23 protein-coding genes are annotated in these 22,675 nt (G+C 69.9%); 18 read left to right on the top strand and 5 right to left on the bottom strand.

The features are described from left to right. The first annotated feature begins 27 nt into the window (after window positions 1-27). From BUE42_RS17145 to BUE42_RS17215, 15 genes are all read left to right on the top strand, one after another. Complete coding sequence (locus BUE42_RS17145) at window positions 28-609, top strand: type IV pilus modification PilV family protein (RefSeq protein ID WP_073466388.1); 582 nt, start codon at window positions 28-30, stop codon at window positions 607-609. Next, on the top strand, window positions 587-1,426 hold the full coding sequence (locus tag BUE42_RS17150; protein WP_073466390.1) for a PulJ/GspJ family protein: 840 nt from the start codon (window positions 587-589) through the stop codon (window positions 1,424-1,426). Before BUE42_RS17145 ends, BUE42_RS17150 begins: the two co-directional genes overlap by 23 nt. A 49-nt stretch (window positions 1,427-1,475) precedes the next feature. Continuing rightward, complete coding sequence (locus tag BUE42_RS33040; protein WP_159445438.1) at window positions 1,476-1,883, top strand: agglutinin biogenesis protein MshP; 408 nt, start codon at window positions 1,476-1,478, stop codon at window positions 1,881-1,883. Beyond that, window positions 1,880-5,419 (top strand): DUF6701 domain-containing protein, encoded by a 3,540-nt coding sequence (locus tag BUE42_RS17160; protein ID WP_073466394.1) that lies wholly within the window; start codon window positions 1,880-1,882, stop codon window positions 5,417-5,419. Before BUE42_RS33040 ends, BUE42_RS17160 begins: the two co-directional genes overlap by 4 nt. A 1-nt stretch (window position 5,420) precedes the next feature. Then, window positions 5,421-6,473 carry a type IV pilus biogenesis protein PilM gene (locus BUE42_RS17165; RefSeq protein ID WP_073466396.1) on the top strand — a complete coding sequence of 351 codons (1,053 nt, stop codon included), beginning with the start codon at window positions 5,421-5,423 and terminating at the stop codon, window positions 6,471-6,473. A gap of 13 nt (window positions 6,474-6,486) precedes the next feature. Beyond that, window positions 6,487-7,089 (top strand): PilN domain-containing protein, encoded by a 603-nt coding sequence (locus BUE42_RS17170; protein ID WP_159445439.1) that lies wholly within the window; start codon window positions 6,487-6,489, stop codon window positions 7,087-7,089. Then, a complete protein-coding gene (locus BUE42_RS17175) occupies window positions 7,086-7,748 on the top strand; it encodes a hypothetical protein (protein ID WP_073466398.1) in 663 nt (220 codons plus the stop codon). Before BUE42_RS17170 ends, BUE42_RS17175 begins: the two co-directional genes overlap by 4 nt. After that, on the top strand, window positions 7,745-8,125 hold the full coding sequence (locus BUE42_RS17180) for a hypothetical protein (protein WP_073466399.1): 381 nt from the start codon (window positions 7,745-7,747) through the stop codon (window positions 8,123-8,125). Before BUE42_RS17175 ends, BUE42_RS17180 begins: the two co-directional genes overlap by 4 nt. Next, the gene (locus BUE42_RS17185) at window positions 8,122-9,897 is read left to right on the top strand and encodes a pilus (MSHA type) biogenesis protein MshL (RefSeq protein ID WP_083614217.1); all 1,776 of its coding nucleotides are present in this window, start codon (window positions 8,122-8,124) and stop codon (window positions 9,895-9,897) included. The genes BUE42_RS17180 and BUE42_RS17185 overlap by 4 nt, the downstream gene beginning before the upstream one ends. 206 nt (window positions 9,898-10,103) lie before the next feature. Then, window positions 10,104-10,472: a type II secretion system protein gene (locus tag BUE42_RS34185; RefSeq protein ID WP_073466400.1), complete on the top strand. Its 369-nt coding sequence runs from the start codon at window positions 10,104-10,106 to the stop codon at window positions 10,470-10,472. A 17-nt stretch (window positions 10,473-10,489) separates the two neighbouring features. Then, on the top strand, window positions 10,490-10,966 hold the full coding sequence (locus BUE42_RS17195) for a type II secretion system protein (RefSeq protein WP_083614218.1): 477 nt from the start codon (window positions 10,490-10,492) through the stop codon (window positions 10,964-10,966). Between the two features lie 136 nt (window positions 10,967-11,102). Further along, entirely contained in the window at window positions 11,103-12,227 is a 1,125-nt protein-coding gene (locus BUE42_RS17200) for a sugar ABC transporter substrate-binding protein (protein WP_073466402.1), read from the top strand. Window positions 12,228-12,237: 10 nt separating this feature from the next. Next, entirely contained in the window at window positions 12,238-13,767 is a 1,530-nt protein-coding gene (locus BUE42_RS17205) for a sugar ABC transporter ATP-binding protein (RefSeq protein WP_073466403.1), read from the top strand. A 2-nt stretch (window positions 13,768-13,769) separates the two neighbouring features. Next, window positions 13,770-14,759, top strand: a complete 990-nt coding sequence (locus BUE42_RS17210) for an ABC transporter permease (protein ID WP_073466404.1) — start codon at window positions 13,770-13,772, stop codon at window positions 14,757-14,759. After that, entirely contained in the window at window positions 14,752-15,693 is a 942-nt protein-coding gene (locus BUE42_RS17215) for an ABC transporter permease (protein ID WP_073466405.1), read from the top strand. Before BUE42_RS17210 ends, BUE42_RS17215 begins: the two co-directional genes overlap by 8 nt. A gap of 13 nt (window positions 15,694-15,706) precedes the next feature. Here BUE42_RS17215 and BUE42_RS17220 read toward each other — a convergent pair whose 3' ends face one another. Both BUE42_RS17220 and BUE42_RS17225 read right to left on the bottom strand, forming a co-directional pair. Continuing rightward, on the bottom strand, window positions 15,707-16,123 hold the full coding sequence (locus tag BUE42_RS17220; protein ID WP_143171551.1) for a hypothetical protein: 417 nt from the start codon (window positions 16,121-16,123) through the stop codon (window positions 15,707-15,709). A 68-nt stretch (window positions 16,124-16,191) separates the two neighbouring features. Beyond that, window positions 16,192-16,836, bottom strand: coding sequence for a TetR/AcrR family transcriptional regulator (locus tag BUE42_RS17225; protein WP_073466407.1), 645 nt, complete (start codon window positions 16,834-16,836; stop codon window positions 16,192-16,194). A 92-nt stretch (window positions 16,837-16,928) separates the two neighbouring features. On the opposite strand from BUE42_RS17225, the gene BUE42_RS17230 reads away from it, so the two are divergent. After that, window positions 16,929-17,282 carry a darcynin family protein gene (locus BUE42_RS17230; protein ID WP_159445440.1) on the top strand — a complete coding sequence of 118 codons (354 nt, stop codon included), beginning with the start codon at window positions 16,929-16,931 and terminating at the stop codon, window positions 17,280-17,282. Here the strand turns inward: BUE42_RS17230 and BUE42_RS17235 are convergent. After that, the gene (locus BUE42_RS17235) at window positions 17,209-18,120 is read right to left on the bottom strand and encodes a hypothetical protein (protein WP_073466409.1); all 912 of its coding nucleotides are present in this window, start codon (window positions 18,118-18,120) and stop codon (window positions 17,209-17,211) included. The two genes, BUE42_RS17230 and BUE42_RS17235, sit on opposite strands and share 74 nt — an antisense overlap. A 199-nt stretch (window positions 18,121-18,319) precedes the next feature. On the opposite strand from BUE42_RS17235, the gene BUE42_RS17240 reads away from it, so the two are divergent. Further along, complete coding sequence (locus tag BUE42_RS17240; RefSeq protein ID WP_073466410.1) at window positions 18,320-20,128, top strand: aminopeptidase P family protein; 1,809 nt, start codon at window positions 18,320-18,322, stop codon at window positions 20,126-20,128. 149 nt (window positions 20,129-20,277) lie between these two features. Continuing rightward, complete coding sequence (locus BUE42_RS17245) at window positions 20,278-20,490, top strand: hypothetical protein (RefSeq protein ID WP_073466412.1); 213 nt, start codon at window positions 20,278-20,280, stop codon at window positions 20,488-20,490. 37 nt (window positions 20,491-20,527) lie between these two features. Here the strand turns inward: BUE42_RS17245 and BUE42_RS17250 are convergent, their stop codons facing one another. Further along, complete coding sequence (locus tag BUE42_RS17250; protein WP_073466415.1) at window positions 20,528-21,313, bottom strand: LytR/AlgR family response regulator transcription factor; 786 nt, start codon at window positions 21,311-21,313, stop codon at window positions 20,528-20,530. Continuing rightward, the gene (locus BUE42_RS17255) at window positions 21,310-22,428 is read right to left on the bottom strand and encodes a sensor histidine kinase (protein ID WP_083614220.1); all 1,119 of its coding nucleotides are present in this window, start codon (window positions 22,426-22,428) and stop codon (window positions 21,310-21,312) included. Before BUE42_RS17255 ends, BUE42_RS17250 begins: the two co-directional genes overlap by 4 nt. Between the last annotated feature and the right edge of the window lie 247 nt (window positions 22,429-22,675).

A 22,675-nucleotide genomic window follows, 5' to 3' on the forward strand; every position in this document is an offset into this window, starting at 1 on the left:
CACCCCCACCCCCCCGATAAGTCCGGCATGCGCCCCCAGCCCTCCCACCCCACCCGCGAGACCGGCCTGTCGCTGATCGAGCTGGTCGTGTTCATGGTGGTGCTGAGTGCCGCGCTGGCCGGCGTGCTGCGGGTGTTCATCCAGGCCGGCGCGCACAGCGCCGACCCGCTGCAGCGGCGCCAGGCGCTGGCGATCGCCGAATCGCTGCTCGAGGAGATCGAGCTGATGCCGTACACGTACTGCGACCCGGACGATGCGAATGCCGCCGTCGCTGTCGCCAGCACCGCGGAATGCGCGGGCCAGGTCGAGGCCATGGGCCCGGAAAGCGGCGAGACCCGCTTCGCATCGCCGCAGTTCGACAACGTCAACGACTACCACGGCTACGCGATGACCGGCATCGTCGACATCACGAACACACCGATCGCCGCGCTGTCGGGCTATTCGGCCTCGGTGACGGTCGCGGCCGCGGCGCTGGGCAACAGCTTCTATCCGGTGACCGCCGCCGACAACGTGGTGCTGAAGATCACCGTCACCGTCACCAGCCCGGACGGCAACAGCCTGGCCCTCGACGGCTACCGGAGCTTCCATGCGCCGTCGCCTGCGATCTGAAGGCTTCACGCTGGTCGAGGCGGTGATCGTCATCGCGATCACCGGCGTGCTCGCGGCGATCGTCGCGCGCTTCATCGTGCAGCCGGTCCAGCTCTACCTCGCGACCGTCGCACGCGCCGCGCTGGTCGACGGCGCCGACCTGGCACTGCGCCGCATCGAGGCCGACCTGCGCACCGCGCTGCCGAACAGCGTGCGCGTCACCTCATCGGGCCGCACGATCGAGCTGATCCCGACCACCGGCGCGGCCCGCTACCGCAGCGAAGGCACCGACCGGCTGGAGTTCGGCACGGTCGACACCTCGTTCGACCTCGTCGGCCCGCCGCTGGTGATGGCGAGCAGCCAGCAGCTGGTGTTCTTCAACCTCGGCAGCGGGGTCACCGGCTCGGACGCCTACGCAGCGAACGGCAGCGCCACCGAGCAGGCCGCTTCGAACCGGCGCACCGCCACCAACGCTGCCGGCTCGGCCACGGCGATCACGCTGGCCTCGCTGGCCGGCCTGCCGGTGATGGACTTCGCTGCGCCCTACCGGGTGTTCGCGGTCGACGCGCCGGTCAGCTACCGCTGCGACCTCACGGCCGGCACGCTGACCCGCCACACCGGCTACGGCTTCCAGGCGAGCCAGCCGGACCCGCCTTCCGGAGGCAGTGCCAGCCTGCTGGCCAGCGGCATCACCGCCTGCCGGTTCGCCTACGACGCGGCGGCCATCGCGATGAGCAGCGGCCTCGTCAGCCTGCAGTTGACGCTGGCCACCAGCACGCCCTCGGGCACCGAAAGCATCACGCTCCACCACGAGGCCCATGTCACCAATGTGCCTTGACCTCGGTCCTCGCAGCCGTCGCCGCCGCGCCCCGCACACCGGGTTCTCGATGGTGTCCGTGGTGTTCATCCTGGTCGTGCTGGCCGCGCTCGGCGCGGCGCTGGCCGCCATCAGCCAGCGCCAGCACCTGGCCGCCGCGAGCGACCTGCAGGCCGCGCGCGCCTACCAGGCGGCGCGTGCCGGGCTCGAATGGTGGGCCTACTGGCAGAGCAAGGTGGGCGGTGCGACCGGCGCCTGCATGGCCACCAACAGCATCGTGCCCGGCGGCAACCTGGCCGGCTTCACCGTCACGCTGACCTGCACGCGCGCGCAGGGCACCGACGGCGGCACCACGCTGACCGCATGGACCGTGGTGGCCAATGCCTGCAACGCGCCGAGCAGTGGCGCCTGCCCGGCCACCGGCAGCGTGGATGCGACGTATGTCGAGCGGCAACTCACGTGGACGCTGACCGAATGAAGACGCCGCTGCACCTCGTGGTCCTGCTGGCGCTGGGATGCGCCAGCCTGCCGTCGGCGGCCGGCGAAGTGCGCGGCGTGCGAGCCGAGTACTTCAACATGTACCACGCCGACACGACGTTTCCGACCACGCAGGCGGTGGTGGACCGCATCGAGGACAACATCAACGTGAGCGCCCTCTCGGGCTCGCCGGCGCCCAACATCAACGCAACCAACCACCTGGTGCGCTACACCGGGTTCGTGCTGGTGCCCAGCAACGGCACCTACACCTTCGAGTCGAGGAACGATGACGGCGCGCGCCTGTATGTCGATTGCGACCAGAGCGGCGACTTCCAGTCCGGCGAATTGCTGGTCGACGACTGGGGCGTCCATTCGAGCCCCTCCGTCAGCAGCGGCAGTTGCTCCAACCTGGTCGCGGGGCAACGCTACGCATTTCGCTACGAGTTCCTCAAGTACACGGGTACCGCGACCGCGATGCTGAAATGGCGCGGCCCGTCGCCGCTCACGTCGACCGCAGTGGTCATCCCGAAGAGCGACGGCAGCATGGGCCTCACGACCAACGTGACGGACAGCAGTGCCCCGGCGATCACATCGGCCGACGTCCGCTGCGGCGCCACCACCTCGGTGGAGGTGGTCTTCTCCGAGCAGCTCGACAGCAGCTCCGCCCAGACCGCCGGCAACTACAGCCTGAGCGGCGGCTACAGCGTCACCGCCGCCGCGCTGCAGCCCGACCGCAAGACCGTGTGGCTCACGGTGTCGCCTGCGATCACCGGGGCGTCCGTGCTCACCGTCAGCAACGTCGGCGATGTGGCCACGCCGATGAACGCGATCACCGGCAGTGCGTCGGCCGGCGTCGGCTACTCGACCGGGATCGCCAGCGGACTGAACGCCACCTACTACGACCAGCAGGGCAGCACCCCCGGCTCGTACTTCACCGGCACCACCAAGACGACCACGGCCTCCCAGATCAATACCTCCTCGACCACCGCCGTGCCGATCAGCGGCATTCCCGCCACCTACTTCTCGGTGCGCTGGAGGGGCCTCATCCTTTTTTCCACCGCAGGCAGCTACATGCTCAAGGTCAGCTTCGACGACGGCGGCCACCTGTACCTCAGCGACACGCTGCTGCTGGACAGCTGGACATCCGGCGGCACCGTGAGCACCACCGTCACCAAGTCGGCGTCGACCTACGAACCGATCACGGTCGAGCACTACAACGACTCCAGCGTCTACCTGCAAAAACTCTCGTGGACCATCCCGGGCAGTTCCACCGAGGTCGCCGTGCCGGCCAACCGGCTTTTCCACTGCGTGATGCACACGGCGGCCCGCTTCACCCTGTCGGCAGCCAGCTCGAACTGCTCCACCTGCGCCGCCACCGAACTCACGCTCACCCCGGTCGACAGCAGCGGCAATACCGTCAACAACTACGTCGGCACGGCGACCTTGAGCACCTCCAGCGGCCGTGGCGACTGGAGCGCGGGCGCGAGCCCGGTGCCTTCGGGCACGCTGGACAACGGCACGGCCAACGACGGCGCCGCCACCTACAGCTTCGCGCCCGGCGACCTCGGCGTCGTCAAGCTGAAGCTCGGCCACACGCTCGCTCAGGACCTCGCCGTGACGGCCAGCGACACGACGATCAGCGGCTCGAGCGTCACCTCGGGCACGCTGTCCTTCCGCGACAACGCGTTCTCGTTCGCCGAAGACGCCGCCGGCAAGATCAGCGGCAGCGACATCGCGGTCGCGGGCCGCCCGCACGACTACACCGTGTCGCTGATCAAGAAGGACCCGAGCACCGGCAGCTGTGGCGTCGCCACCGATTTCAGCGGCAGCCGCTCGCTGAAGCTGTGGCGCTCGGACGACGGCGGGAGCTGGACCGCGCCCGCCGTGGTCACGCCGGCGCTCAGCATTCCCTCGTCACAACCTGCAGCCAGCAATCTGACGCTCGCCTTCAACGCCGGTGTGGCCAGCTTCGATCTCGGCACCACCGACATCGGCCGCTACAGCCTGAACCTGCGGGACGACTCGCTGAGCTACGCCAGCACCACCGTCATCGGCAGCAGCAACGCGCTGACGGTGCGACCGTTCGCGCTGGTCGTCGGCGTCAAGCAGGGCAGCACCGACAACCCCGGCGGCTCGGCGGCCACCGACACCGCATTCGCGAAGGCGGGCAGCAGCTTCCAGGCGACCGTCGGCGCCTACCGCTGGGCCTCGGCGATGACAAGCAACGGCACCGATGCCGACAGCAACGGCGTGCCGGACAGCGGCGCGACGCTCGCGAACACCACCGCCGGCGGGCTTGCGCCGTCGTTCTCGAGCACCGTCACGCTGTCGCCGCTGGCCGGCAGCCAGACGCCGTCGGGCGGCACGCTCGGCACGCTGGGCAATGGCAGCGTCACCGGCTTCAGCGGTGGCAGCGCGACAGCGGCCGCGCTGAAATACTCCGAAGTCGGCAGCTTCGCGTTCGCCACAAGCGGCGTCGTGAGCAACTTCCTCGGCAGCGGCTTGTCGCTGGACGCCACCGTGTTCAACGCCGCCGGCCAGCAGTCGACGCGGGTCGGGCGCTTCACGCCGGCGTCCTTCGCGGTCAGTGCCATCTCGCTGACGAATCGGATCAACGTCAGCTGCAGCGTCCCCAAACCCTTCACCTACCTCGGCGAGAACTTCCAGCTGCAGTTCACGCTGGCCGCCGTCAACGCCGACGGCGCCAACACCCTCAACTACACCGGCAGCTTTGCCAAGCTGGACCCGAGTTCGGCCACTGCGTGGAACCTCGGCGGTGCCGATGGCAGCACCAGCTTCCTGAGCACCGGCAGTTCACCGCGCCTGTCGCTCGGCACCGCCGTCGGCAGCTGGAGCAACGGTCTCGCGGCGGCCGTGACGCTGTCGGCCGCGGCGTTGCGCGGCAGCGCGCCCGACGGGCCGTTCAGCGCGCGCTTCGGCATCGCGCCGGTCGACAGCGACGGCATCGCGATGGGCAGCTACGACCTGGATGCCGACAGCAGCGTCAGCGGCAACGACCGTACGCTGCTGACCACCGTGCCGCTGCAGTACGGCCGCCTGAAGCTGTCGAATGCCGTCGGCTCGCAGGGCCGCGTGCTGAACGTGCCGCTGACCGCGCAAACCTGGAGCAGCGGCAGCTTCGCGACGAACACCGACGACCAGTGCACCACGGTGCCGCTGGCCAGCGTGAACTTCGGCAACCACCGCAAGACGCTGACCGCGGCCGACACGACGCTGAGCAACAGCAGCCTCCAGGTCCAGAACGGCATCGTTTTCCTGAAGCTCGCCGCGCCGTCGGCCGGCCACAGCGGCACGGTCGACATCGCGCTGAGCCTGGACAGCAGCAGCGCCACCGACACCTCGTGCCTGCAACCGTGGACACCCGCCGCCGGCAAGGCCGCCACGCAGGGCGCCAGCCTCGCCTACCTGCGCGGTGGCTGGTGCGGCGCCACCTACGACAAGGACCCGGCCGCGCGCGCCGCCTTCGGCGTCTTCCACGGCACCGACCGGGTGCTCTACCAACGCGAGAACCACTGACATGCTCCGGAGCTGGCGCAAGCCCGTCCCCACCGACTCGATGGCGCTCGCCTTCGAGGGCTCGCAGCTGGTGTATGCCCACGCGGCAGACAGCGGCAACGCCGCCGCGCCGCGGCGGGTGCTGCATTGCGGCACGCTGCCGTTCGACGCCGATCGGCCGCAGGACCTGGGGCGGCAGCTGCGCTCGCTCGGGCTGCCGATGCGCTCGATCGTCGTGCTGCTGCAGCTCGACCAGTGCCCGCTGCTGCAGATCGACGCCCCCGCGGTGCCGCCAGAGGAGCTCAAAGCGGCCGCGCGCTGGCGCATCAAGGACCTGGTCGACTGCCATGTCGACGACCTGACGCTCGACGTGATGCTGGTCGGCGACGGCCGGCCCCGGGCGCAGAAGCAGGCCTTCGTCGCCGCGACGCCGAACCGCGTCATCGAGCGCATCGCGATCGTCTGCGAATCGGCCGGGCTGCAGCTCGGCGCGATCGACATCCGCGAGACGGCCCAGCGCAACCTGCAGCACGCGATCGCGCGCGCCGCCGGCCGCACCGATCGCGCCCAGGCGCTGCTGATGAAGCACGGCGACCAATGCCTGCTGACCATCTGCGCCGAAGGCGAGCTGTTCGTCGCGCGCCGCTTCGACTGGAACGGCGCGATGGCGACGGCCCTGCCGGGCTCGTTCCAGCGGCTGACGCAACCGATCCCGCTCGACGGCGGCGCGGGCGGCGACAGCGACCTGCCGGACTTCATCGACTACGGGGCCGAGTCGGCGTTCGACGCGGCCGCCGCCGACGTGCCGCGCATCGTGCTCGACCTGCAGCGCTCACTGGATTTGTGGGAGCGCTCGTGGCCCGACCTGCCGCTGGCCGCGATCACCGTCGACGTCGGCGAGCACACGGCCGCGCTGGTCGGGCTGCTCGCACGGCAGCTCAGCCTGCCGGTCACGCCCTTCGATCCGCGCCCGGCGTTCGACGGCCTGCAGCAGGCCTGCCGCGGCAATGCCGCGCTGGCCCGCCACTGCCTGCCGCTGCTGGGTGCGCTGCTGCGCGACGGCGCCCCGCTCTGAGCCGAGGTCGACGATGCCCCAACAGATCAACCTCTACCGCCCGGTCCTGCTGGCCACGCATCGGCACTTCTCCGCCCGCACCATCGCGCAATCGCTGGCGGTGGTGGTGGCCGGCACGCTCGCCGCCTGCGCATGGGCGTCGCTCCAGCGAGCCACGCTCGACAGCGAGCTGCAGGCCGCCTCGAAGCAGCACGCCGCCGAGCGGCAGTCGCTGCAGAAGGCGATCGCCGCCAACCCCGCCGCCGCGGTGCAGGCCACCAGCCTCGAGCAGAGCCTGCAGGCACTGAAGCGGCAGGTGGGCGAGCGCGAGCGGATGCTGGCCGAGCTGATGCGCGGCCGCATCGTCGACGGCCGCAGCCACTCGGCGCGGCTGCGCCTGATCGCCCGCACGGTGCCCGCCTCGGCCTGGCTCGAAGACATCGCGCTGCAGGACGAGAAGCTCTCGCTGTCCGGCCGCACGCTCGACCCGGCGGCACTGAAGCCGTGGATCGCCGCGTTGTCCGATGAACCGCTGCTGGCCGGGCAGGCGCTCACCACGCTGAAGGTCGAACAGGCCGGCGACCACTGGCGCTTCATGCTGGTGCAGTCCGGTTTGCCCATCGGGGCGCGGCCATGAAGATCGCAGACACCTGGAAGCGCTGCGCGCGCCGCATCAACGCCCTCGGGCTGCGCGAGCGCTGCATGCTGTTCCTCTCGGCCGCGACGCTGGTGGTGGCCGCGGCCGACAGCCTGCTGCTGTCGCCCGCCATCGCCGAACAGAAGCGGCTGGCCGAAGGCCTGAAGCGCGAACGCACCGAACTCTCCGCGCTGCGCGTGCAGCTGGACACGGCCAACCGCGCCGGCGGCGATTCGCCGGTGGCCCGGTTGCGCCGCGAGATCGCGCAGTGGCAGGCGCGGCAGCAGGCGGTCGATGCCGACATCGCGCGCCTGGGCACGGCCAGCGGCGACCGGCCCACGCTGGCGCAGCTGCTCGAACGCACACTGGCACGGCATGAGCGGCTGACGCTGCTGAAGATCGCCACCGTTGCTGAAGTACCCACCTCCGCCCCGGCATCCGCCGCTTCGTCCAGCGGAATGTCCGGCAGCCCGGCCGGCCTGCGCTGGCAGGGCGTCGACCTCGGCGTGAGCGGCAGCTACGCCGACCTGGTGGACTACCTCGCGGCCCTGGAACAAGCCCTGCCCGGCCTGCGCTGGGACGCGTTGAAGCTCAGCGGCAGCGCGACGGCCCCGTCGTCGCTCGCGTTGCGCCTGTACCTGGTGGAGGCCGCACCATGAAGCACCTGCTCCTGATCTGCCAGCTGGCGCTCGCCGGCCTGGCCGGTGCGGCCGACGAGCCGCCGCGCGATCCGATGCAACCGCCCGCGGCCGCGCAGCCGGCGCCCGCCGCCAGTGCCGCGCACGAGCGCGGCGACGAAGCGCCACGCCACATCGTCGTCATCGGCAGCACTCGCTACCTGGTCGACCAGGGCCGCCGGCTCGCGGTCGGCGACCTGCTCGGCGAGCGCCGCATCGAGCGCATCGACAGCGATGCGGTGTGGCTGCGCGATGCCCGGGGCTCGCAGCGCGTGCCGCTGTACCCCGGCGTGACGCGCCGCGCCCTTTCCGAACCTGCTCATTCCACCCGTCAGACGACAAAGGATGTCCCGCGATGAACCCGATCCAAGCAGTCAGGCGGCCCGGCCGCCCGGGCCTCCGCTGGATGTCCAGCCTGTGCGCCGCGTTGTGGCTGGCCGGTTGCGCCGACCAGCCGCTGCGCACCGCCAGCCCCAACGCCCACTTGCAGGCCGAACTCGCCGCCGCGCTCGCGCAACGGCCGGCGCCGGTGCCGGTGGCGACGCCCGACACCCCACCGCCGGTGCCGAAGCCGGCCGCGCCGCTGCCGCCGTCCGAATCGCGCTTCGACCTGATCGTCAACGGCGCGCAGGTGCGCGACGTGTTCCTGTCGCTGGTCACCGATTCGCGCTACAGCATGCTGATGCACCCTGACGTGAGCGGCACGATCTCGGTGACGCTGAAGGGCGTGACGATGCGCGAGGCGCTCGAATCGCTGCGCGAGGTCTACGGCTACGACTACAAGATCGACGGCCGCCGCGTCACGGTGTTCCCGCCGACGCTGCAGACGCGCATCTTCATGGTGAACTACCTGCACACGCAGCGCAGCGGGCGCAGCGACATGCGCATCAGCTCGGGCGCGCCGCCTGCGAGCAGTGACAGCAGCGGCAGCAACAACAACAGCGGCAGCAACAACGGCACGTCGAACAGCCCGCGCTCGCGCAGCAGCGATTCCGAAGGCAGCCAGGTGTCGACCAGCTCGAAGAGCGATTTCTGGGCCGAGACCACCGAGGCGCTGCGTTCGATGATCGGCACCGCTGCCGGCCGCAACGTGATCACCAGCCCGCAGTCCGGCACGATCGCGGTGCGTGCGATGCCCGACGAGCTGCGGCAGATCGACGCCTTCCTGCGCTCGACCCGCGTGTCCATCGAACGCCAGGTGATGCTGGAGGCCAAGATCATCGAGGTCGAGCTGCGCGACGGCTTCCAGAACGGCATCGACTGGTCGGTGCTGCGCAGCCGCTTCTCGATCGGCCAGAGCAGCGGCTACACCGGCAATGCGCTGGTCGCCAACGGCAACGGCCTGACGACCTTGCCGAGCGGCACGTCCTCCCCGCTGGCCGACGTGGTGGGCGTGCCGATCTCGGGCACCGGCGCCACCGGCCTGGCGCTCGCCGGGGCGGGCTTCCAGTCGATCCTCGGCTTCCTCGAGACGCATGGCGACGTGCAGATCCTGTCGAGCCCGCGCGTCGCGACGCTGAACAACCAGAAGGCGGTGCTGAAGGTCGGCACCGACGACTACTTCGTCACCAACGTGTCGGGCGGCACCATCACCACCGGCACCAGCACCAACACCGGCTCGACCACGCTGCCGACGGTGACGCTGACACCGTTCTTCTCGGGCATCGCGCTCGACGTGACGCCGCAGATCGACGAGGCCGGCATGGTCACGCTGCACGTGCACCCGTCGGTGACCTCGGTGACCGAGAAGACCAAGCAGATCGACCTCGGCACCATCGGCACCTACAAGCTGCCGATCGCGTCCAGCAGCGTCAACGAGACCGACACCGTGGTGCGCATCCCCGACGGCGCGATCGTCGCGATCGGTGGACTGATGCAGATGGAGTCGTCGCGCCAGAGCTCGGGCCTGCCCGGTGCGAGCAGCAACGCGATCACCGGCACGCTGTTCAACAACCGCGTCAACATCGGCCGCAAGCGCGAGCTGGTGGTGCTGATCAAGCCGACCATCATCCGCGGACCCGAAGACTGGCAGCGCCTGACCGAGCAGAGCCGCGCCTCGCTCGACGACCTGGAAGGCCAGCGGCGCGTGATCACGCTCGATGGCTCGGTGAAGAAGGCGGCGGCGCGTTGAGTTGGTGCATCGCGCGGTTTGCAATGGTTTGCAATCCACGCGAGATCCTCTCGCGAATCTGCATGCTCTCTCCCAAGTCGCTCGTCAACATTCAACTGCCAGCCAAGCGAACCCAGGCAATCGTGCCTGTCCGCAGCGACCGGTCGTTCGAGGTGACTCCACCTGGCGGCGCAGCTGGCAGTAACCGCCTTTCAAAGGAAGTACCCATGAAGAAGCAATCTGGTTTCACCCTCATCGAACTCGTGATGGTCATCGTCATCCTGGGCGCGCTGGCCGTGGCGGCGCTGCCGAAGTTTGTCGACCTGAAGAGCGATGCGCAGGCGGCCGCTCTGCAAGGCGTCGCTGGCGCGCTGAGTTCTGCATTCGCGGTCAACTATGCCGCTCGTTCGGCAAAGGGCACCGCCACCGGCGTCACCGTGGACAACTGCAACATCACCACCGTACTGCAGGGCGGCCTGCCGTCCGGCTACAGCGTTGCTGCCTCCGCTGTCACCACTCCCTACTCCGGCTCGTGCACGCTGACGCAAACTGCGACCAACGCCACGACGAGCTATACGGTCATCGCCATCGACTGAAGATAATTTTTATCGCAATGTGCGAGATCCACGGAACTCAACGGAGTCGCTCAGCGGCACACAGACCGTTTCGTGGCTTCACCTTGATCGAGCTGATCATGGTGATCGTCCTCACCGGCACGCTGGCCGTCGTCGCCGTCCCCCGCATGGTCGACACCACGATGTGGCGCCTGCGGGCTTACGGCGACCAGCTGCAGAACCAGATGCAGACGGCCCGGCGCCTGGCGGCACGGCAGCGCCGGCCGGTGATCGCGACGATCACCCCCACCGGCGCCAGCTTCGCCTACGTCAGCGGCGGCAGCCTCGCCACGCTGGCCTGCCCGTCGGCCATTCCCAGCTGCATCGCCGAATCCGGCACGCGCAGCGTCACCTTCAACTCGGGGAACTCCGGCCAGGCCGTCACCTCCTCGGGCAGCGCGCTGATCATCACCATCAGCGGCGGCAGCACCACCAGCGCCTTCACGGTCGAGAACGACACCGGCGCGGTGCACTGACGCATCGCCGGGCCGGCCGCCGCGGGACAGGCCTTGTCCCGCCCGAGCGGGTTTCACCCGAGTTTTCGCACCCCGGCGAAGTGGCTACATTGCCTTCCCGGTCTCGTCTCGGGACCTGCATGAAGGAGACCCGGCCATGGCGTTCATCCTCACTCGTTCGGTGCAGCTCGCATTGCTGCTCGGCTTCTGCGGCACCGCGTTCGCGGCCCCACCCAAGGTGGTCACCACCGCGAACTCCGACCCGCAGTGCTTCGCCCCCTGGAGCACCACGACCAAGCTGTTCCAGTACCCGGCCAAGAAGGGCCCGTACCGCGTCGCGCTCGCGAACGGCTACATCGCCAACACCTGGCGCATCCAGATGATCAAGACGGCCAAGGCCTACGCCGCGCAGCCCGAGGTGGCCGCGAAGCTGAAGGAGTACAAGGTCGTTTCCACCGGCGAAGACGTCGCCGCGCAGATCGCCGCGATCAACAACTTCATCGACTCCGGCTTCGACGCGATCGTCGTCAACGCGCAGAACCCTGCGGCCTTCAAGCCGGTGATCAAGCGCGCGAACGACGCCGGCGTCGTGCTGGTCGCGTTCGACAACATCCTCGACACCGAGGAGGCGATCAACGTCAACGTCGACCAGAAGGGCCTCGGCACCTACTGGGGACAGTGGCTGATCAAGAACGCACCGAACGGCGGCAAGGTGCTGGAGGTGCGCGGCGTGTCGGGCACCTCGGTCGACCGCGACCGGCACGACGGCATCCAGCAGGCGCTGAAGGCCTCCGGCAAGAAGTGGGAAACCATCGAGGTGATCGGCAAGTGGGACGACCCGACCTCGCAGAAGGTCACGGCCGACGCGATCGCGGTGCACAAGAAGTTCGATGCGATCACCGCGCAGGGCGGCGACACCGGCGTCGTGCAGGCGATGCTCGACGCCAAGCACCCGATGGTGCCGTTCGCCGGCGAGACCGAGAACGGCTTCCGCAAGTTCTGCGCAAAGTACGCCGGGCAGGGCCTGAAGTGCGCCTCGGGCGGCACCGGGCCGGCCCAGGTGGCGGTCGCGATCAAGGTGGCGATCGCGGCGCTCGAGGGCAAGGTGCTGCCGCAGTCGATCAAGTTGCCGCTGTCGACGGTCGAGGAACCCGGCTTCAAGGACGGCGCCAACTTCTACGCAGCGCAATCCGACAACTTCTTCGTCGGCAATGCGTTCCCGAGTTGCGGCATCAACTTCACCGCCCAGGAGATCATGGGCCAGTCGGAAACGAACAAATAACGTCCGCGGCATGCCGCTGCTCGAGATCCAGGCGATCAGCAAGCGCTACGGCGGCGTGCACGCGCTGCAGGCCGCCGACCTGCGCGTCGAGCCGGGCCGCATCCACGCGATCCTCGGCGAGAACGGCGCCGGCAAGTCGACGCTGATCAAGCTGATCGCCGGCGTCGTCGCGCCCGACGAAGGCCGCATGCTGCTCGACGGCGAGCCGGTCGCGTTCGCCTCGCCCGCCGCGGCCAACGCCGCCGGCATCGTCTGCGTGTTCCAGGAGCTGTCGCTGGTCCCCGACCTGTCGGTGGCGGACAACCTCTTCCTGCAGGCGCCTCCGCGTCACTTCGGCCGCTGGGGTCTCATCGACCGCCGCGCGCAGCGCCGGCTGGCCGAAGAGGCGCTCGCGCGCGCCGGCGCCGCCGACATCCACCCGCTCGCGCTGGTGAAGGACCTCTCGCTGTCGCGCCGGCAGATGGTCGAGATCGCGAAGGCGCTGGCGCGCCGGCCGCGGCTGCTGATCCTCGACGAAGCCACGTCGGCGCTGACCACGGCCGACGTCGAGCAGGTCTATGCCGTGCTGAAGCGGCTGCGCGCCGACGGCCTCGCGCTGCTGTACATCTCGCACCGCATGCACGAGATCGCCGAGCTCGCCGACGAGTGCACGGTGTTCTGCGACGGCCGCAGCGTCGCGCATTTCGCGGCCGGCACGAAGACCGACACCGAGATCGTCGAGCTGATGATCGGTCGCCCCTACAGCGGCGTGTTCCCGGACAAGCCGGTGCGTGCCCCCGAAACCGCGGCCGATTCCGCCCCGCCGCGCCTAGCCCTGCGTGGCCTGCACTGGACGCACCGCCTCGCCGACATCTCGCTGCAACTGCGTGCCGGCGAGATCGTCGGCCTCGGCGGGCTGGACGGCCAGGGCCAGCGCGAGTTGCTGCTGGCGCTGTTCGGCGTGCTGCGCGGCTGCCGTGGCGAGTTGCTGGTCGACGGCCGGCCGACCCCTCTCACCGGCCCGCACGCCGCGAAGCAGCCCCGCATCGGCATGGCGCTGATCCCCGAGGACCGCAAGACCGAAGGCCTGATGCTGCCGATGTCGGTGCGCGAGAACCTGTCGTTCGCGGCGCTCGCTGCGCTGTCGCACGGCGGCGTGATCGACCGTGGCGCAGAACGAACGGCGGTGGAACGGATGATGGCCCTGCTCGCGGTGCGCTGCGACGGCCTCGACGTGGCGGCCGGCGCGCTCTCGGGCGGCAACCAGCAGAAGCTCGTGATCGGCAAATGGCTGATGATGGCACCGCGCATCATCCTGCTGAACGACCCGACGCGCGGCATCGACGTCGGCACCAAGCAGGAGATCTACCAGCTGCTGCGCCGGCTCGCCGACGAGGGCGCGGCCCTCCTCTTCTACTCGACCGACCATGACGAGCTGATCGGCTGCTGCGACCGCGTGCTGGTGATGGTCGAGGGCCGCATCCGCCGCGAGCTGGTCGGTGCCCAGATCACCGAGCACGCGCTGGTCGGCGCCGCGCTCGACGTTCCCGCAGCCGCCTGAGCATGACGACACCCAGCGACTGGCCCCATCGGCTGCGCGAGCATCAAGGCACGCTGCTCGCGTTCACCGGCTTCGTCGTGATGTTCGCGGTGTATGCCGCCAACCACCCGGCCGGCCTGACCGCGAATGTCGCGACCACCGCGGCCAACAAGGGCGTGCTGCTGGCGATCGTCGCGATGGCGCAGACGCTGGTCGTGCTGACCTCGGGCATCGACCTGTCGGTCGGCATGGTGCTGGTGCTGGCCAACTGCCTCGCGTCGCACCTGGTCGTCGGCACGCCGCTGCAGACCGCGCTCGGCATCGCCGGCGTGCTGCTCACCGGCTGCGCCTGCGGCGCGCTGAACGGGCTGATCGTGATCTACGGGCGGCTGCAGCCGATCGTCACGACGATCGCGACCGGCTCGGCTTTCTTCGGCCTCGCACTCGCGCTGCGCCGCGTGCCGGGCGGCGACGTCAACGGCGACCTGGCCGAGGCGCTGACCGGCCAGCTGCCGGGCGGCATTCCGGCGGCGCTCGCGCTGCTGCTCGCGCTGGTGCTTCTGGTGTGGCTGCCGTACCGCCGTTCGGTGATCGGGCGCGCGGCCGCGGCGGTCGGCTCGTCGGAGCTGGCGGCCTACATGTCGGGCGTGCCGGTGCAGCGGGCCAAGTTCGTCGCCTACCTGCTGTCGGGCCTGCTGGCGTCGGTGGCCGGGCTGTTCGTCACCTGCATCACCTGGTCGGGCGAGGCCTCGTCGGCCAACGGCAGCACCTACACGCTGTACTCGATCGCCGCGGTGGTGCTGGGCGGCGTGTCGCTGTTCGGCGGATCGGGCAGCGCGGTCGGCGCGGTGTTCGGCGCGCTGATGTTCCGCACCATCGGCGACCTGCTGTTCGTGTTCAACCTCGAGCCGCTGTGGCAGCCCCTGTTCCAGGGCGTGGTGCTGTTCGCCGCGATCTGCCTGGGGGCGCTGCGGCTGCTGAAGCTGCGCAACCGGCTCGATCTGTATGGCTAGAGTCTTCCGCGGCCCGATCGCGTCGGCCTTCGGCTGCATCGTCGCGCTGCTGCTGCTCGGCAGCCTCTACAGCAGCAGCTTCCTGTCGCCCGAATACCTGCTGCAGCAGCTGAAGGTGGCCTCGTTCCTCGGCGTGATCGCGACCGGCGCGATGCTGGTGATCCTGCTCGGGCAGATCGACCTGTCGGTGCCGTGGGTGGTGGCGGTCGGCGGGATGATGGCCACCGCCGCCACCGGCTGGGGGCCGTGGGGCAGCGCGTTCGCGATCCCGTTCGGCATCGCCTGCGGCGTCGCGCTCGGGCTGCTGAACGGCTTCGGCGTCGCGTTCCTGCGCATCCCGTCGATGATCGTCACGCTGGCGGTCAATGCCGTCGCGCAGGGGCTGATGGTGGTGCACACCGGCGGCTTCTCGCCGCAGGACGCGTCGTCGCCGGCGATGCGCTTCATCGCGACCGGGCACAGCCTGCTCGGCATTCCGAACGCGCTGCTGGTGTGGGCGGCGGTCGGCGCGGCGGCGGTGTTCACGCTGACGCGCACCACCTTCGGCCGCTGCATCTACGCGATCGGCAACCGCGAGCGCGCCGCCTACCTGTCGGGCGCGCGCACGCGGGGGGTCGTGATGGCGGCCTTCGCGGTGGCCGGCGGGCTGTCGGCCTTCGGCGGCGTGCTGCTGGCCGGCTACGCGAGCAAGGCGGCGCAGGCGATGGGCGACCCCTACCTGCTGCCGGCCATCGCCGCGGTGGTGCTGGGCGGCACCTCGATCCTCGGCGGGCGCGGCCACTACCTCGGCACGGTCGCCGGTGTCATCCTCATCACGCTGCTGCAGTCGATCCTGTCGGTGATGCAGATCGAGGAATGGGGCCGGCACCTGATCTACGGCGGCGTGATCGTCGCGATGCTGCTGCTGTACGGGCGAGCCGCGCCGGCGCGCTGAGGCGGTTCGGCGGTCAAGCGTCTTCGGCGGGCACGTCGGCAGGTGGGGAGTCCGACAGGCAATGCCGAGCGGTGGCGTGCAGGCACGCCAACATACTGAATGCCGCCATCAGCATCGCCACGAAGGAACCCGCGCTGAGGCGCTCTGCTGCAACAGCTTTCACATCGTCCTGGCGGTCGCCATCCGCGCCAATCATGTCCATCCTGAGCATCAGCGCGGCGGCCAAGGTCGCCATGGCGATCGTCCCCGCGATGCTGGCCTTGATGATCGTCGGGTCAGAGGGAATGTTGAGGTCCAGGCATGCACGTGCATTGTCGAGTTGCCGCCTGATCATCAGCGTGAACGGCGGCGGATTCCGTTCTTCTTCAGCCGGTGCTTGGGTCAGACGGTTGGAGACTGATTCTCCACACGATCGCATGAGCGCTCTCATCCACGGTCTCCTCAGGTGTTGCAGATGCCGACTGAGTCACCGCACCGCCGATTCGGTTCCACGAAAGCTCAGAGCCTGGCGGTGAGGTAGGCCAGCGCCATGCGCACCGTCTCGCGCGTGGCGGCCTTCACCGACACGCCGCTCGGCCGCTCGAGCACCACCGCGTGGATCAGCGCATGCACCGCATGCATCAGCATCCAGGTCGCCAGCCGCAGGTCCTCGACGACGATCTCGGCGCGGTACGCTTCGAGCAGTTCGCGCAGGCGCCGCTCGATCTCGTCGACCGATTCGTCATCGCCGGGGAACTGGTCGAGGCCCAGCACCTGCTTCTCGAGCACGCGGTGCAGGTCGGCATCGAGCTGGTGCGCCTTGACGGCCGATTCGATCACGCCGGCCAGCGCCTCGGGCAGCGACGCGCCGCGGTGCCGCAGCAGCGCGGCGTCGAGCAGCGCGCTCATCTGCCGGCCGTGCCGGTCATGCAGCGCGGCGATCAGCGAATCCTTGTTCGGGAAGTACTGATACAGCGAGCCGACGCTGACGCCGGCCACCTCGGCCACCGCATTCGTCGTGGTCGCGGCATAGCCGCGCTCCACCAGAACGCGAGCTGCGGCGTCGAGGATCGCGTCGACGGTAGCCCGCGAGCGCGCCTGGCGCGGCGCCTTGCGAGGAGTCAGGGTGGTCTGCTGTGGGGTGAAATTCGGCGGGCTGGACATCGGTGGCTGAAATGCGAGTTTCAAATACGAATAAAAACTCGCATAGTGTCGACAAGGCGCTTCGTCGCGTCAACTCCACCCACACCCTCACCATGTCAAGAGTCCACACTTTCTTCATGCTGTTGCAGGCCACCTCCCACTGGCGCTCGCTCGATGCCGAGCAGCGCGCCGCGTTCCGCGAACGCGTGCTGGTGCTGGTGTTCCAGAACTTCCCGTCGCTGCGGCTGCGGCAGTTCGAGACCTGCGCATCGCGCTGGGACACCCAGTGCGCCGAGGTCGCGGTCTGGGAGACCCCCGACCTCGACGAGTACCACGCGGCGGTCGAGGCGCTGCACGCCTGCGAGTACTTCGGCCGGCCGTATTTCGAGGTCATCAACGTGATCCCGACGCGCGGCGAATGCTGGCGGGAGGACGATTTCGCGGTGTCGCAATCGTGCGCACTGTGAGGACTGGCTGCAGCGCCAGGTGATCGTGAGCGCGCCGCACCGCGTCGAGCGGGCTCGCCGCCGCCAGCCCGAGCGGTGCGGCCAGGTCCTGGTGCACGATCTTCAGCCACATCGCCGCCCGCAGTGATTCGCCGGTGGCGAGCCAGGCTTCGTCCAGGCAGCCGCCGAGCATGCGCTTGCCGGCTTCGAACAGCTCGGCCGGCTCGAAGCGGCCGCGCACGTGGTGCAGGCAGATCGCGTAGGCGAGTTCGCGCGGCCGCGGCAGCCGCGTCAGCACCGCATGCGCCGGCGCCGACGCGCGCAGCGCCAGCTGGCTCTCGATCAGCGCGATGCCCGTCGCGTGGTCGCCGGCCTGCACGCACCAGGCGAGGTAGTCGTCGAGCACGACCTGGCCGGGCGTCGTGCGGCGTTCGCCGCGCGCGAGGCTCGCGTGCCAGCCGGCCTGCGAACACCACGCGCCATGCCAGTCGTCGCAGGCGGCGTCGCCGCGGTACAGCCAGCGTGCGATCGCCCGCGTCGCATGCAGGTTGATCTGCAGCCCGCGCGGGCCGTCGTCCGCCAACTCGGGAGGCGCCTCGCTGCCGGCCTCCCGGGTCGCATCGCCGTTGCCGTCTCTGGCAGCGATCGCATGGTCGAGCCACCCGATCACGCGCGGCAGCACCGGGGCGATCTCGTCGTGCAGCCCGACCAGCCAGCAGTACACCAGCTTGTGCAACACCGTCGAGGCCAGGTAGCCCATCGGGCGCCAGGTCTTGAACTCGATGTCGAGCAGCTGCCGCAGCAGCGCCCGGTCGGCATGCAGGAAGGCTTCTTTCTCGATACGGGGGTCGAACGGCATGGCATCTCCTCGGCGTCTGCCCGCGCGGCGGCGCCTTCGCCAAGGATGGGCAGCAACTGCGAAGAGAAGTTGCAGATGCCCCTCGGCCGAGCGACTCTTTTGCCCGGTAGAAACCCTGCCCGGCTCTAGAATCGGCGTCCTCTTCCCCGCTGGCCTCCCGACCCGGGAGTCGTGCGGGTCCCGACCCGGAGCCGAACCCATGGACACTCGCACCTCCCCGATCCGCCTGCGCCTGGAGCGCGTGCGCGACGCGCTGAAGCAGCACCAGATGGCCGCGCTGCTGGTGCCGTCGAGCGATCCGCACCTGTCCGAGTACCTGCCGGTGCGCTGGCAGGGCCGCGAATGGCTGTCGGGCTTCACCGGGTCGATGGCCACGCTGGTCGTCACCACCGAGCGCGCCGCGCTGTTCGCCGACAGCCGCTACTGGGTGCAGGCCGAGGCCGAACTGGCCGGCACCGGCATCGAGCTGGTGAAGATCCCGACCGGCGCCGCCACCCACCACGTCGAATGGCTGGCCAACCAGGTGCCGGCCGGGCAGGTGGTGGCGGTCGACGGCGCGGTGCTGGGCCTGGCCGCCGCGCAGCAGCTGCGCACCGCCCTCACGCGCGCCGGCGTGCCGCTGCGCACCGACCTCGACCTGCTGCAAGACGTGTGGCCCGAGCGCCCCGGCCTGCCTGACGCGCCGGTCTACGAACATGCCGCGCCCCACGCGCCGCTGGCCCGCAGCGCCAAGCTGGCCGAGGTGCGCCGCGGGATGGCGGTGCAGGGCGCGACGCAGCACTTCGTCTCCACCGTCGACGACATCGCGTGGATCTTCAACCTGCGCGGCGCCGACGTCAGCTACAACCCGGTGTTCCTGGCGCATGCGCTGATCGGCCTGCACGGCGCGACGCTGTTCGTCGGCGTCGGCAAGGTGCCCGCCGACCTGCAGGCCGCACTCGCCGCCGACGGCGTGCAGCTCGCCCCCTACGCCGAAGCGGCCGCCGCGCTGGCCGGCCTGGGCGCCGACGCCACGCTGCTGGTCGACCCGCGCCGCATCACGCTGGGCCTGCGCGAGAACGTGCCGGCCGCGGTGAAGGTGGTCGAGGCGATCAACCCGAGCACCTTGCTGAAGAGCCGCAAGAGCGCTGCCGAGGCCGCCTTCGTGCGCGACGCGATGGCCCAGGACGGCGCCGCGATGTGCGAGTTCTACGCCTGGTTCGAGCAGGCGCTGGGCAAGGAGCGCATCACCGAGCTGACGATCGACGAGCAGTTGAGCGCCGCCCGTGCGCGCCGCCCCGGCTTCGTCGGCCTGAGCTTCAACACCATCGCCGGCTTCAACGCCAACGGCGCGATGCCGCACTACCGCGCGACGCCCGAATCGCATGCGGTGATCGAGGGCAACGGCCTGCTGCTGATCGATTCCGGCGGCCAGTACCTGGGCGGCACGACCGACATCACCCGCGTCTGGCCGATCGGCACGGTTTCGGCCGCCCAGCGCCGCGACTACACGCTGGTGCTGAAGGGCACGCTGGCGCTGAGCCGCGCCCGCTTCCCGCGCGGCACGCTGTCGCCGATGCTCGACGCGATCGCCCGCGCGCCGCTGTGGGAGCACGGCCTCGACTACGGCCACGGCACCGGCCATGGCGTCGGCTACTTCCTGAACGTGCACGAAGGCCCGCAGAGCATCAGCAAGGCCATCCCCGAGCCGCACATGGCGATGGAGCCCGGCATGATCACCAGCATCGAGCCGGGGCTGTACCGCGGCGGCCAATGGGGTGTTCGCATCGAGAACCTGGTGCTGAACGTCGCGGTGGACACGCCCGAGGCGGGGGCGTTCGGCGAGTTCCTCGGCTTCGAGACGCTGACGCTGTGCCCGATCGACACCCGCTGCATCGACGCGAGCCTGCTGCGCGCCGACGAGGCGGCTTGGCTGAACGGCTACCACCGCGTGGTGCGCGAGCGGCTGTCGCCGCTGGTGAGCGGCGCGGCGCTGGCCTGGCTGGTCGAGCGCACCGAGCCGATCTGAGCCCGGGGCAGGTGTCGGTGGGGGCGCCCCGTCCTGCCGACCTGCAGCCTGTCCCCCTGTTTCGACGCTTCGTCTCAGCGCGCTGTCGCCGGCGCGGGCCGGTGCCTACAGTTCACTCCAACGCAACAGACCTACCGCTGGAGACTGACATGTTCGACCGCCTCTTCGCCCCGCTGCTGACCTTCTCCGTGCTGATCGCCGCCACGCTGTCCATCGCGATCGCGATGGTCGAGGAAGGCCGCGGCAGCACGACGCAGCAAGCCAGCGCCGACGTCATCACGATGCCGGCCGTCACGATCACCGGCAAGCGCGTGCAGAGCGTGGCCGAGGCCACGCAGGTCCTGCGCACGACGATGGAGTGAGCGGCCTCGGGCACGTGCCCGGCCTCACGACCGGCCTTCACATGTGCCGGAACACGTGCACGAAGCTGCGGCTCACCGGCAGCAGCTCGCTGCGGCCCTTGATGTGCACGTCGGCCGTCTCGTTCGGCCCGCGCACCACCTGTGCCACCTGGCGCAGGTTCACGATCACCGAGCGGTGCACCTGCACGAAGCATTCCGGGTCGAGTTCATCGGCCAGTTCGCGGATGGTGCGCCGGATCAGCGCCTCGCCGCCCTCCCACACCACCAGCGTGTATTTCTCGTCCGAGCGCAGGTAGGCCACCTGCTCGACCGGGATCAGGCGCACGCTGTTGCCGACCGACGCCTTGATCCACTGCAGCCAGCCTGATTGCCGCTGCGCCGGTGCCTGGCGGCGCAGCTCGGCCGACATCTTCTCGATCGCCGCCTGCAGCCGGTCGTCCTCGGGGGCTGCCGGCGGGCCGGCCAGCCGCTGCCGCAGTCGCTGCACCGTGTCGGCCAGGCGCTCCTCGTCGAACGGTTTCACGACGTAGTCGAGCGCACCCTGCTCGAAGGCCGTCACCGCGTACTGCTCGTAGGCGGTGACGAACACCACCAGCGCCCGCCGCGCGATCGAGCGCGCGGCCTCGACGCCGTTCAGCCCCGGCATGTGCACGTCGAGGAACACCACCTGCGGCGCATGCTGGTCGAACAGTTCCACCGCCTCGCGGCCGTTGCGCGCTTCGGCGACGATCTCGAGTTCGGGCCACAGCCGCTGCAGCAGCCCGCGCAGCCGCTCGCGCAGCAGCGGTTCGTCGTCGGCGATCAGCGCGGTAGCTGTGGTCATCGGGCGGCTCCTGCATCGGCGGCGTTCGCGGCGTTGAGTTGCGGGCTCGGATCGGGCAGCACCAGTGTCGCGCGCAGGCCGTGCGGCGGCTCATCGGTCAGCTGCAACTGGGCCGCGTCGCCATAGGTGGCCTTCAGCCGTTCGCGCAGGTTGGTCAGCCCGGTGCCGGGTGCGGCCTTGTCGTCAAGGCCGACGCCGGTGTCGTGCACCCAGATCTCGACGCTGGCCTGGCGCGCATCGGCGCGCGCACCGACCTCGATGCGGCCGCCCGTCTCGCTCGGGTCGATGCCGTGGCGCACCGCGTTCTCCACCAGCGTCAGCAAGGCCATCGGCGGGAACGGCAGCCCGGCCAGGGCCGGCGGCATCGACACCTCGAAGGCCAGCCGGTCGGGCATGCGCATGCGCATCAGGTCGAGGTAGGCGCGCACCAGGCCGATCTCGTGGCCGAGCGTGCTGCCGGACTGCGCGAGGCTGGGCACTGCGGCGCGCAGGTAGGCGATCAGGCTCTTGAGCACCGGGCCGGCCCGTTCGGAGCCCGACTCGACCAGCTGTTGCACGTTGGCCAGCGTGTTGAACAGGAAGTGCGGTTCGACCTGCGCATGCAGCAGGCGCAGCCGCGCGTCGAGCGCCTGTTTCTCGAGCGTGCTGCGCTCCAGCGCGAAGGCGAGGGCCTGCGAGCGGGCCTGGGCATCGCGCTCGCGGTAGAGCGCGCCGAGCGCGAGCGTCAGGCCGACTGCCACGCCGGTCGCGGCGATCGACAGGAAGCCCCACAGCAGGCCCTCGTTGCGCTGGAAGCTGGTGAGGTCGCCCTGCACCATCACCAGGTAGGCGATGCCGGTGGCCACCGGCGCCGCGATCACCACGGCGGCCACCTGCACCACCCAGCGCGGCAGCCAGCGTGACGGCCAGTGCCCGGCGATGTCGAAGGCCACCAGCAGCATCAGGCCGACGAAGATGCTGCGGCCCCACACGCTGAGGAAGGGCGTGTCGAAGATCGGGTTCAGCGCGATCGCGGCGATGGTCGCCACCAGCAGGTTGATGGCGATGCGGCGGGGCGTGAGGGAGGCCCAGAGGCGGGCCAGGATGCGCAGGGGTGTGAACGAAGTGGCATGCATGGGGGGGACGATACGGCGGGAATCGACCTGCTGGGGCGCTGGTGCGACGGATGACCGATCTTCGGGCACGGCTGGCGCCGGGCTGGGCTGTGCTGCGCCGGCAGGTTTCGCCCCCTGGGCGAGTCACTTTCATTTGCCTTGCCAAATGAAAGTAACGGCGGTTTCAAAGGTGAAGTGCAACACTCCAGCCCCCTGAGAGCCGTTGCATGACAAGAACCTACGAACAATTGAGCGCCGAAGAGCGAGG

The sequence above is a fragment of the Rhizobacter sp. OV335 genome (assembly GCF_900142965.1).
Lineage (GTDB): Bacteria > Pseudomonadota > Gammaproteobacteria > Burkholderiales > Burkholderiaceae_C > Rhizobacter.

Bases quoted from the DNA above. Each gene is read 5' to 3' on its own strand.
- BUE42_RS17205 (WP_073466403.1), top strand. From the start codon at position 12,238: ATGCCGCTGCTCGAGATCCAGGCGATCAGCAAGCGCTACGGCGGCGTG.
- BUE42_RS17195 (WP_083614218.1), top strand. From the start codon at position 10,490: ATGTGCGAGATCCACGGAACTCAACGGAGTCGCTCAGCGGCACACAGA.
- BUE42_RS17240 (WP_073466410.1), top strand. From the start codon at position 18,320: ATGGACACTCGCACCTCCCCGATCCGCCTGCGCCTGGAGCGCGTGCGC.
- BUE42_RS17185 (WP_083614217.1), top strand. From the start codon at position 8,122: ATGAACCCGATCCAAGCAGTCAGGCGGCCCGGCCGCCCGGGCCTCCGC.
- BUE42_RS17160 (WP_073466394.1), top strand. From the start codon at position 1,880: ATGAAGACGCCGCTGCACCTCGTGGTCCTGCTGGCGCTGGGATGCGCC.
- BUE42_RS17225 (WP_073466407.1), bottom strand. From the start codon at position 16,836: ATGTCCAGCCCGCCGAATTTCACCCCACAGCAGACCACCCTGACTCCT.
- BUE42_RS17170 (WP_159445439.1), top strand. From the start codon at position 6,487: ATGCCCCAACAGATCAACCTCTACCGCCCGGTCCTGCTGGCCACGCAT.
- BUE42_RS17230 (WP_159445440.1), top strand. From the start codon at position 16,929: ATGTCAAGAGTCCACACTTTCTTCATGCTGTTGCAGGCCACCTCCCAC.
- BUE42_RS17210 (WP_073466404.1), top strand. From the start codon at position 13,770: ATGACGACACCCAGCGACTGGCCCCATCGGCTGCGCGAGCATCAAGGC.
- BUE42_RS34185 (WP_073466400.1), top strand. From the start codon at position 10,104: ATGAAGAAGCAATCTGGTTTCACCCTCATCGAACTCGTGATGGTCATC.
- BUE42_RS17235 (WP_073466409.1), bottom strand. From the start codon at position 18,120: ATGCCGTTCGACCCCCGTATCGAGAAAGAAGCCTTCCTGCATGCCGAC.
- BUE42_RS17150 (WP_073466390.1), top strand. From the start codon at position 587: ATGCGCCGTCGCCTGCGATCTGAAGGCTTCACGCTGGTCGAGGCGGTG.
- BUE42_RS17145 (WP_073466388.1), top strand. From the start codon at position 28: ATGCGCCCCCAGCCCTCCCACCCCACCCGCGAGACCGGCCTGTCGCTG.
- BUE42_RS17175 (WP_073466398.1), top strand. From the start codon at position 7,086: ATGAAGATCGCAGACACCTGGAAGCGCTGCGCGCGCCGCATCAACGCC.
- BUE42_RS17165 (WP_073466396.1), top strand. From the start codon at position 5,421: ATGCTCCGGAGCTGGCGCAAGCCCGTCCCCACCGACTCGATGGCGCTC.
- BUE42_RS17250 (WP_073466415.1), bottom strand. From the start codon at position 21,313: ATGACCACAGCTACCGCGCTGATCGCCGACGACGAACCGCTGCTGCGC.
- BUE42_RS17180 (WP_073466399.1), top strand. From the start codon at position 7,745: ATGAAGCACCTGCTCCTGATCTGCCAGCTGGCGCTCGCCGGCCTGGCC.
- BUE42_RS17245 (WP_073466412.1), top strand. From the start codon at position 20,278: ATGTTCGACCGCCTCTTCGCCCCGCTGCTGACCTTCTCCGTGCTGATC.
- BUE42_RS33040 (WP_159445438.1), top strand. From the start codon at position 1,476: ATGGTGTCCGTGGTGTTCATCCTGGTCGTGCTGGCCGCGCTCGGCGCG.
- BUE42_RS17220 (WP_143171551.1), bottom strand. From the start codon at position 16,123: ATGAGAGCGCTCATGCGATCGTGTGGAGAATCAGTCTCCAACCGTCTG.
- BUE42_RS17215 (WP_073466405.1), top strand. From the start codon at position 14,752: ATGGCTAGAGTCTTCCGCGGCCCGATCGCGTCGGCCTTCGGCTGCATC.
- BUE42_RS17200 (WP_073466402.1), top strand. From the start codon at position 11,103: ATGGCGTTCATCCTCACTCGTTCGGTGCAGCTCGCATTGCTGCTCGGC.
- BUE42_RS17255 (WP_083614220.1), bottom strand. From the start codon at position 22,428: ATGCATGCCACTTCGTTCACACCCCTGCGCATCCTGGCCCGCCTCTGG.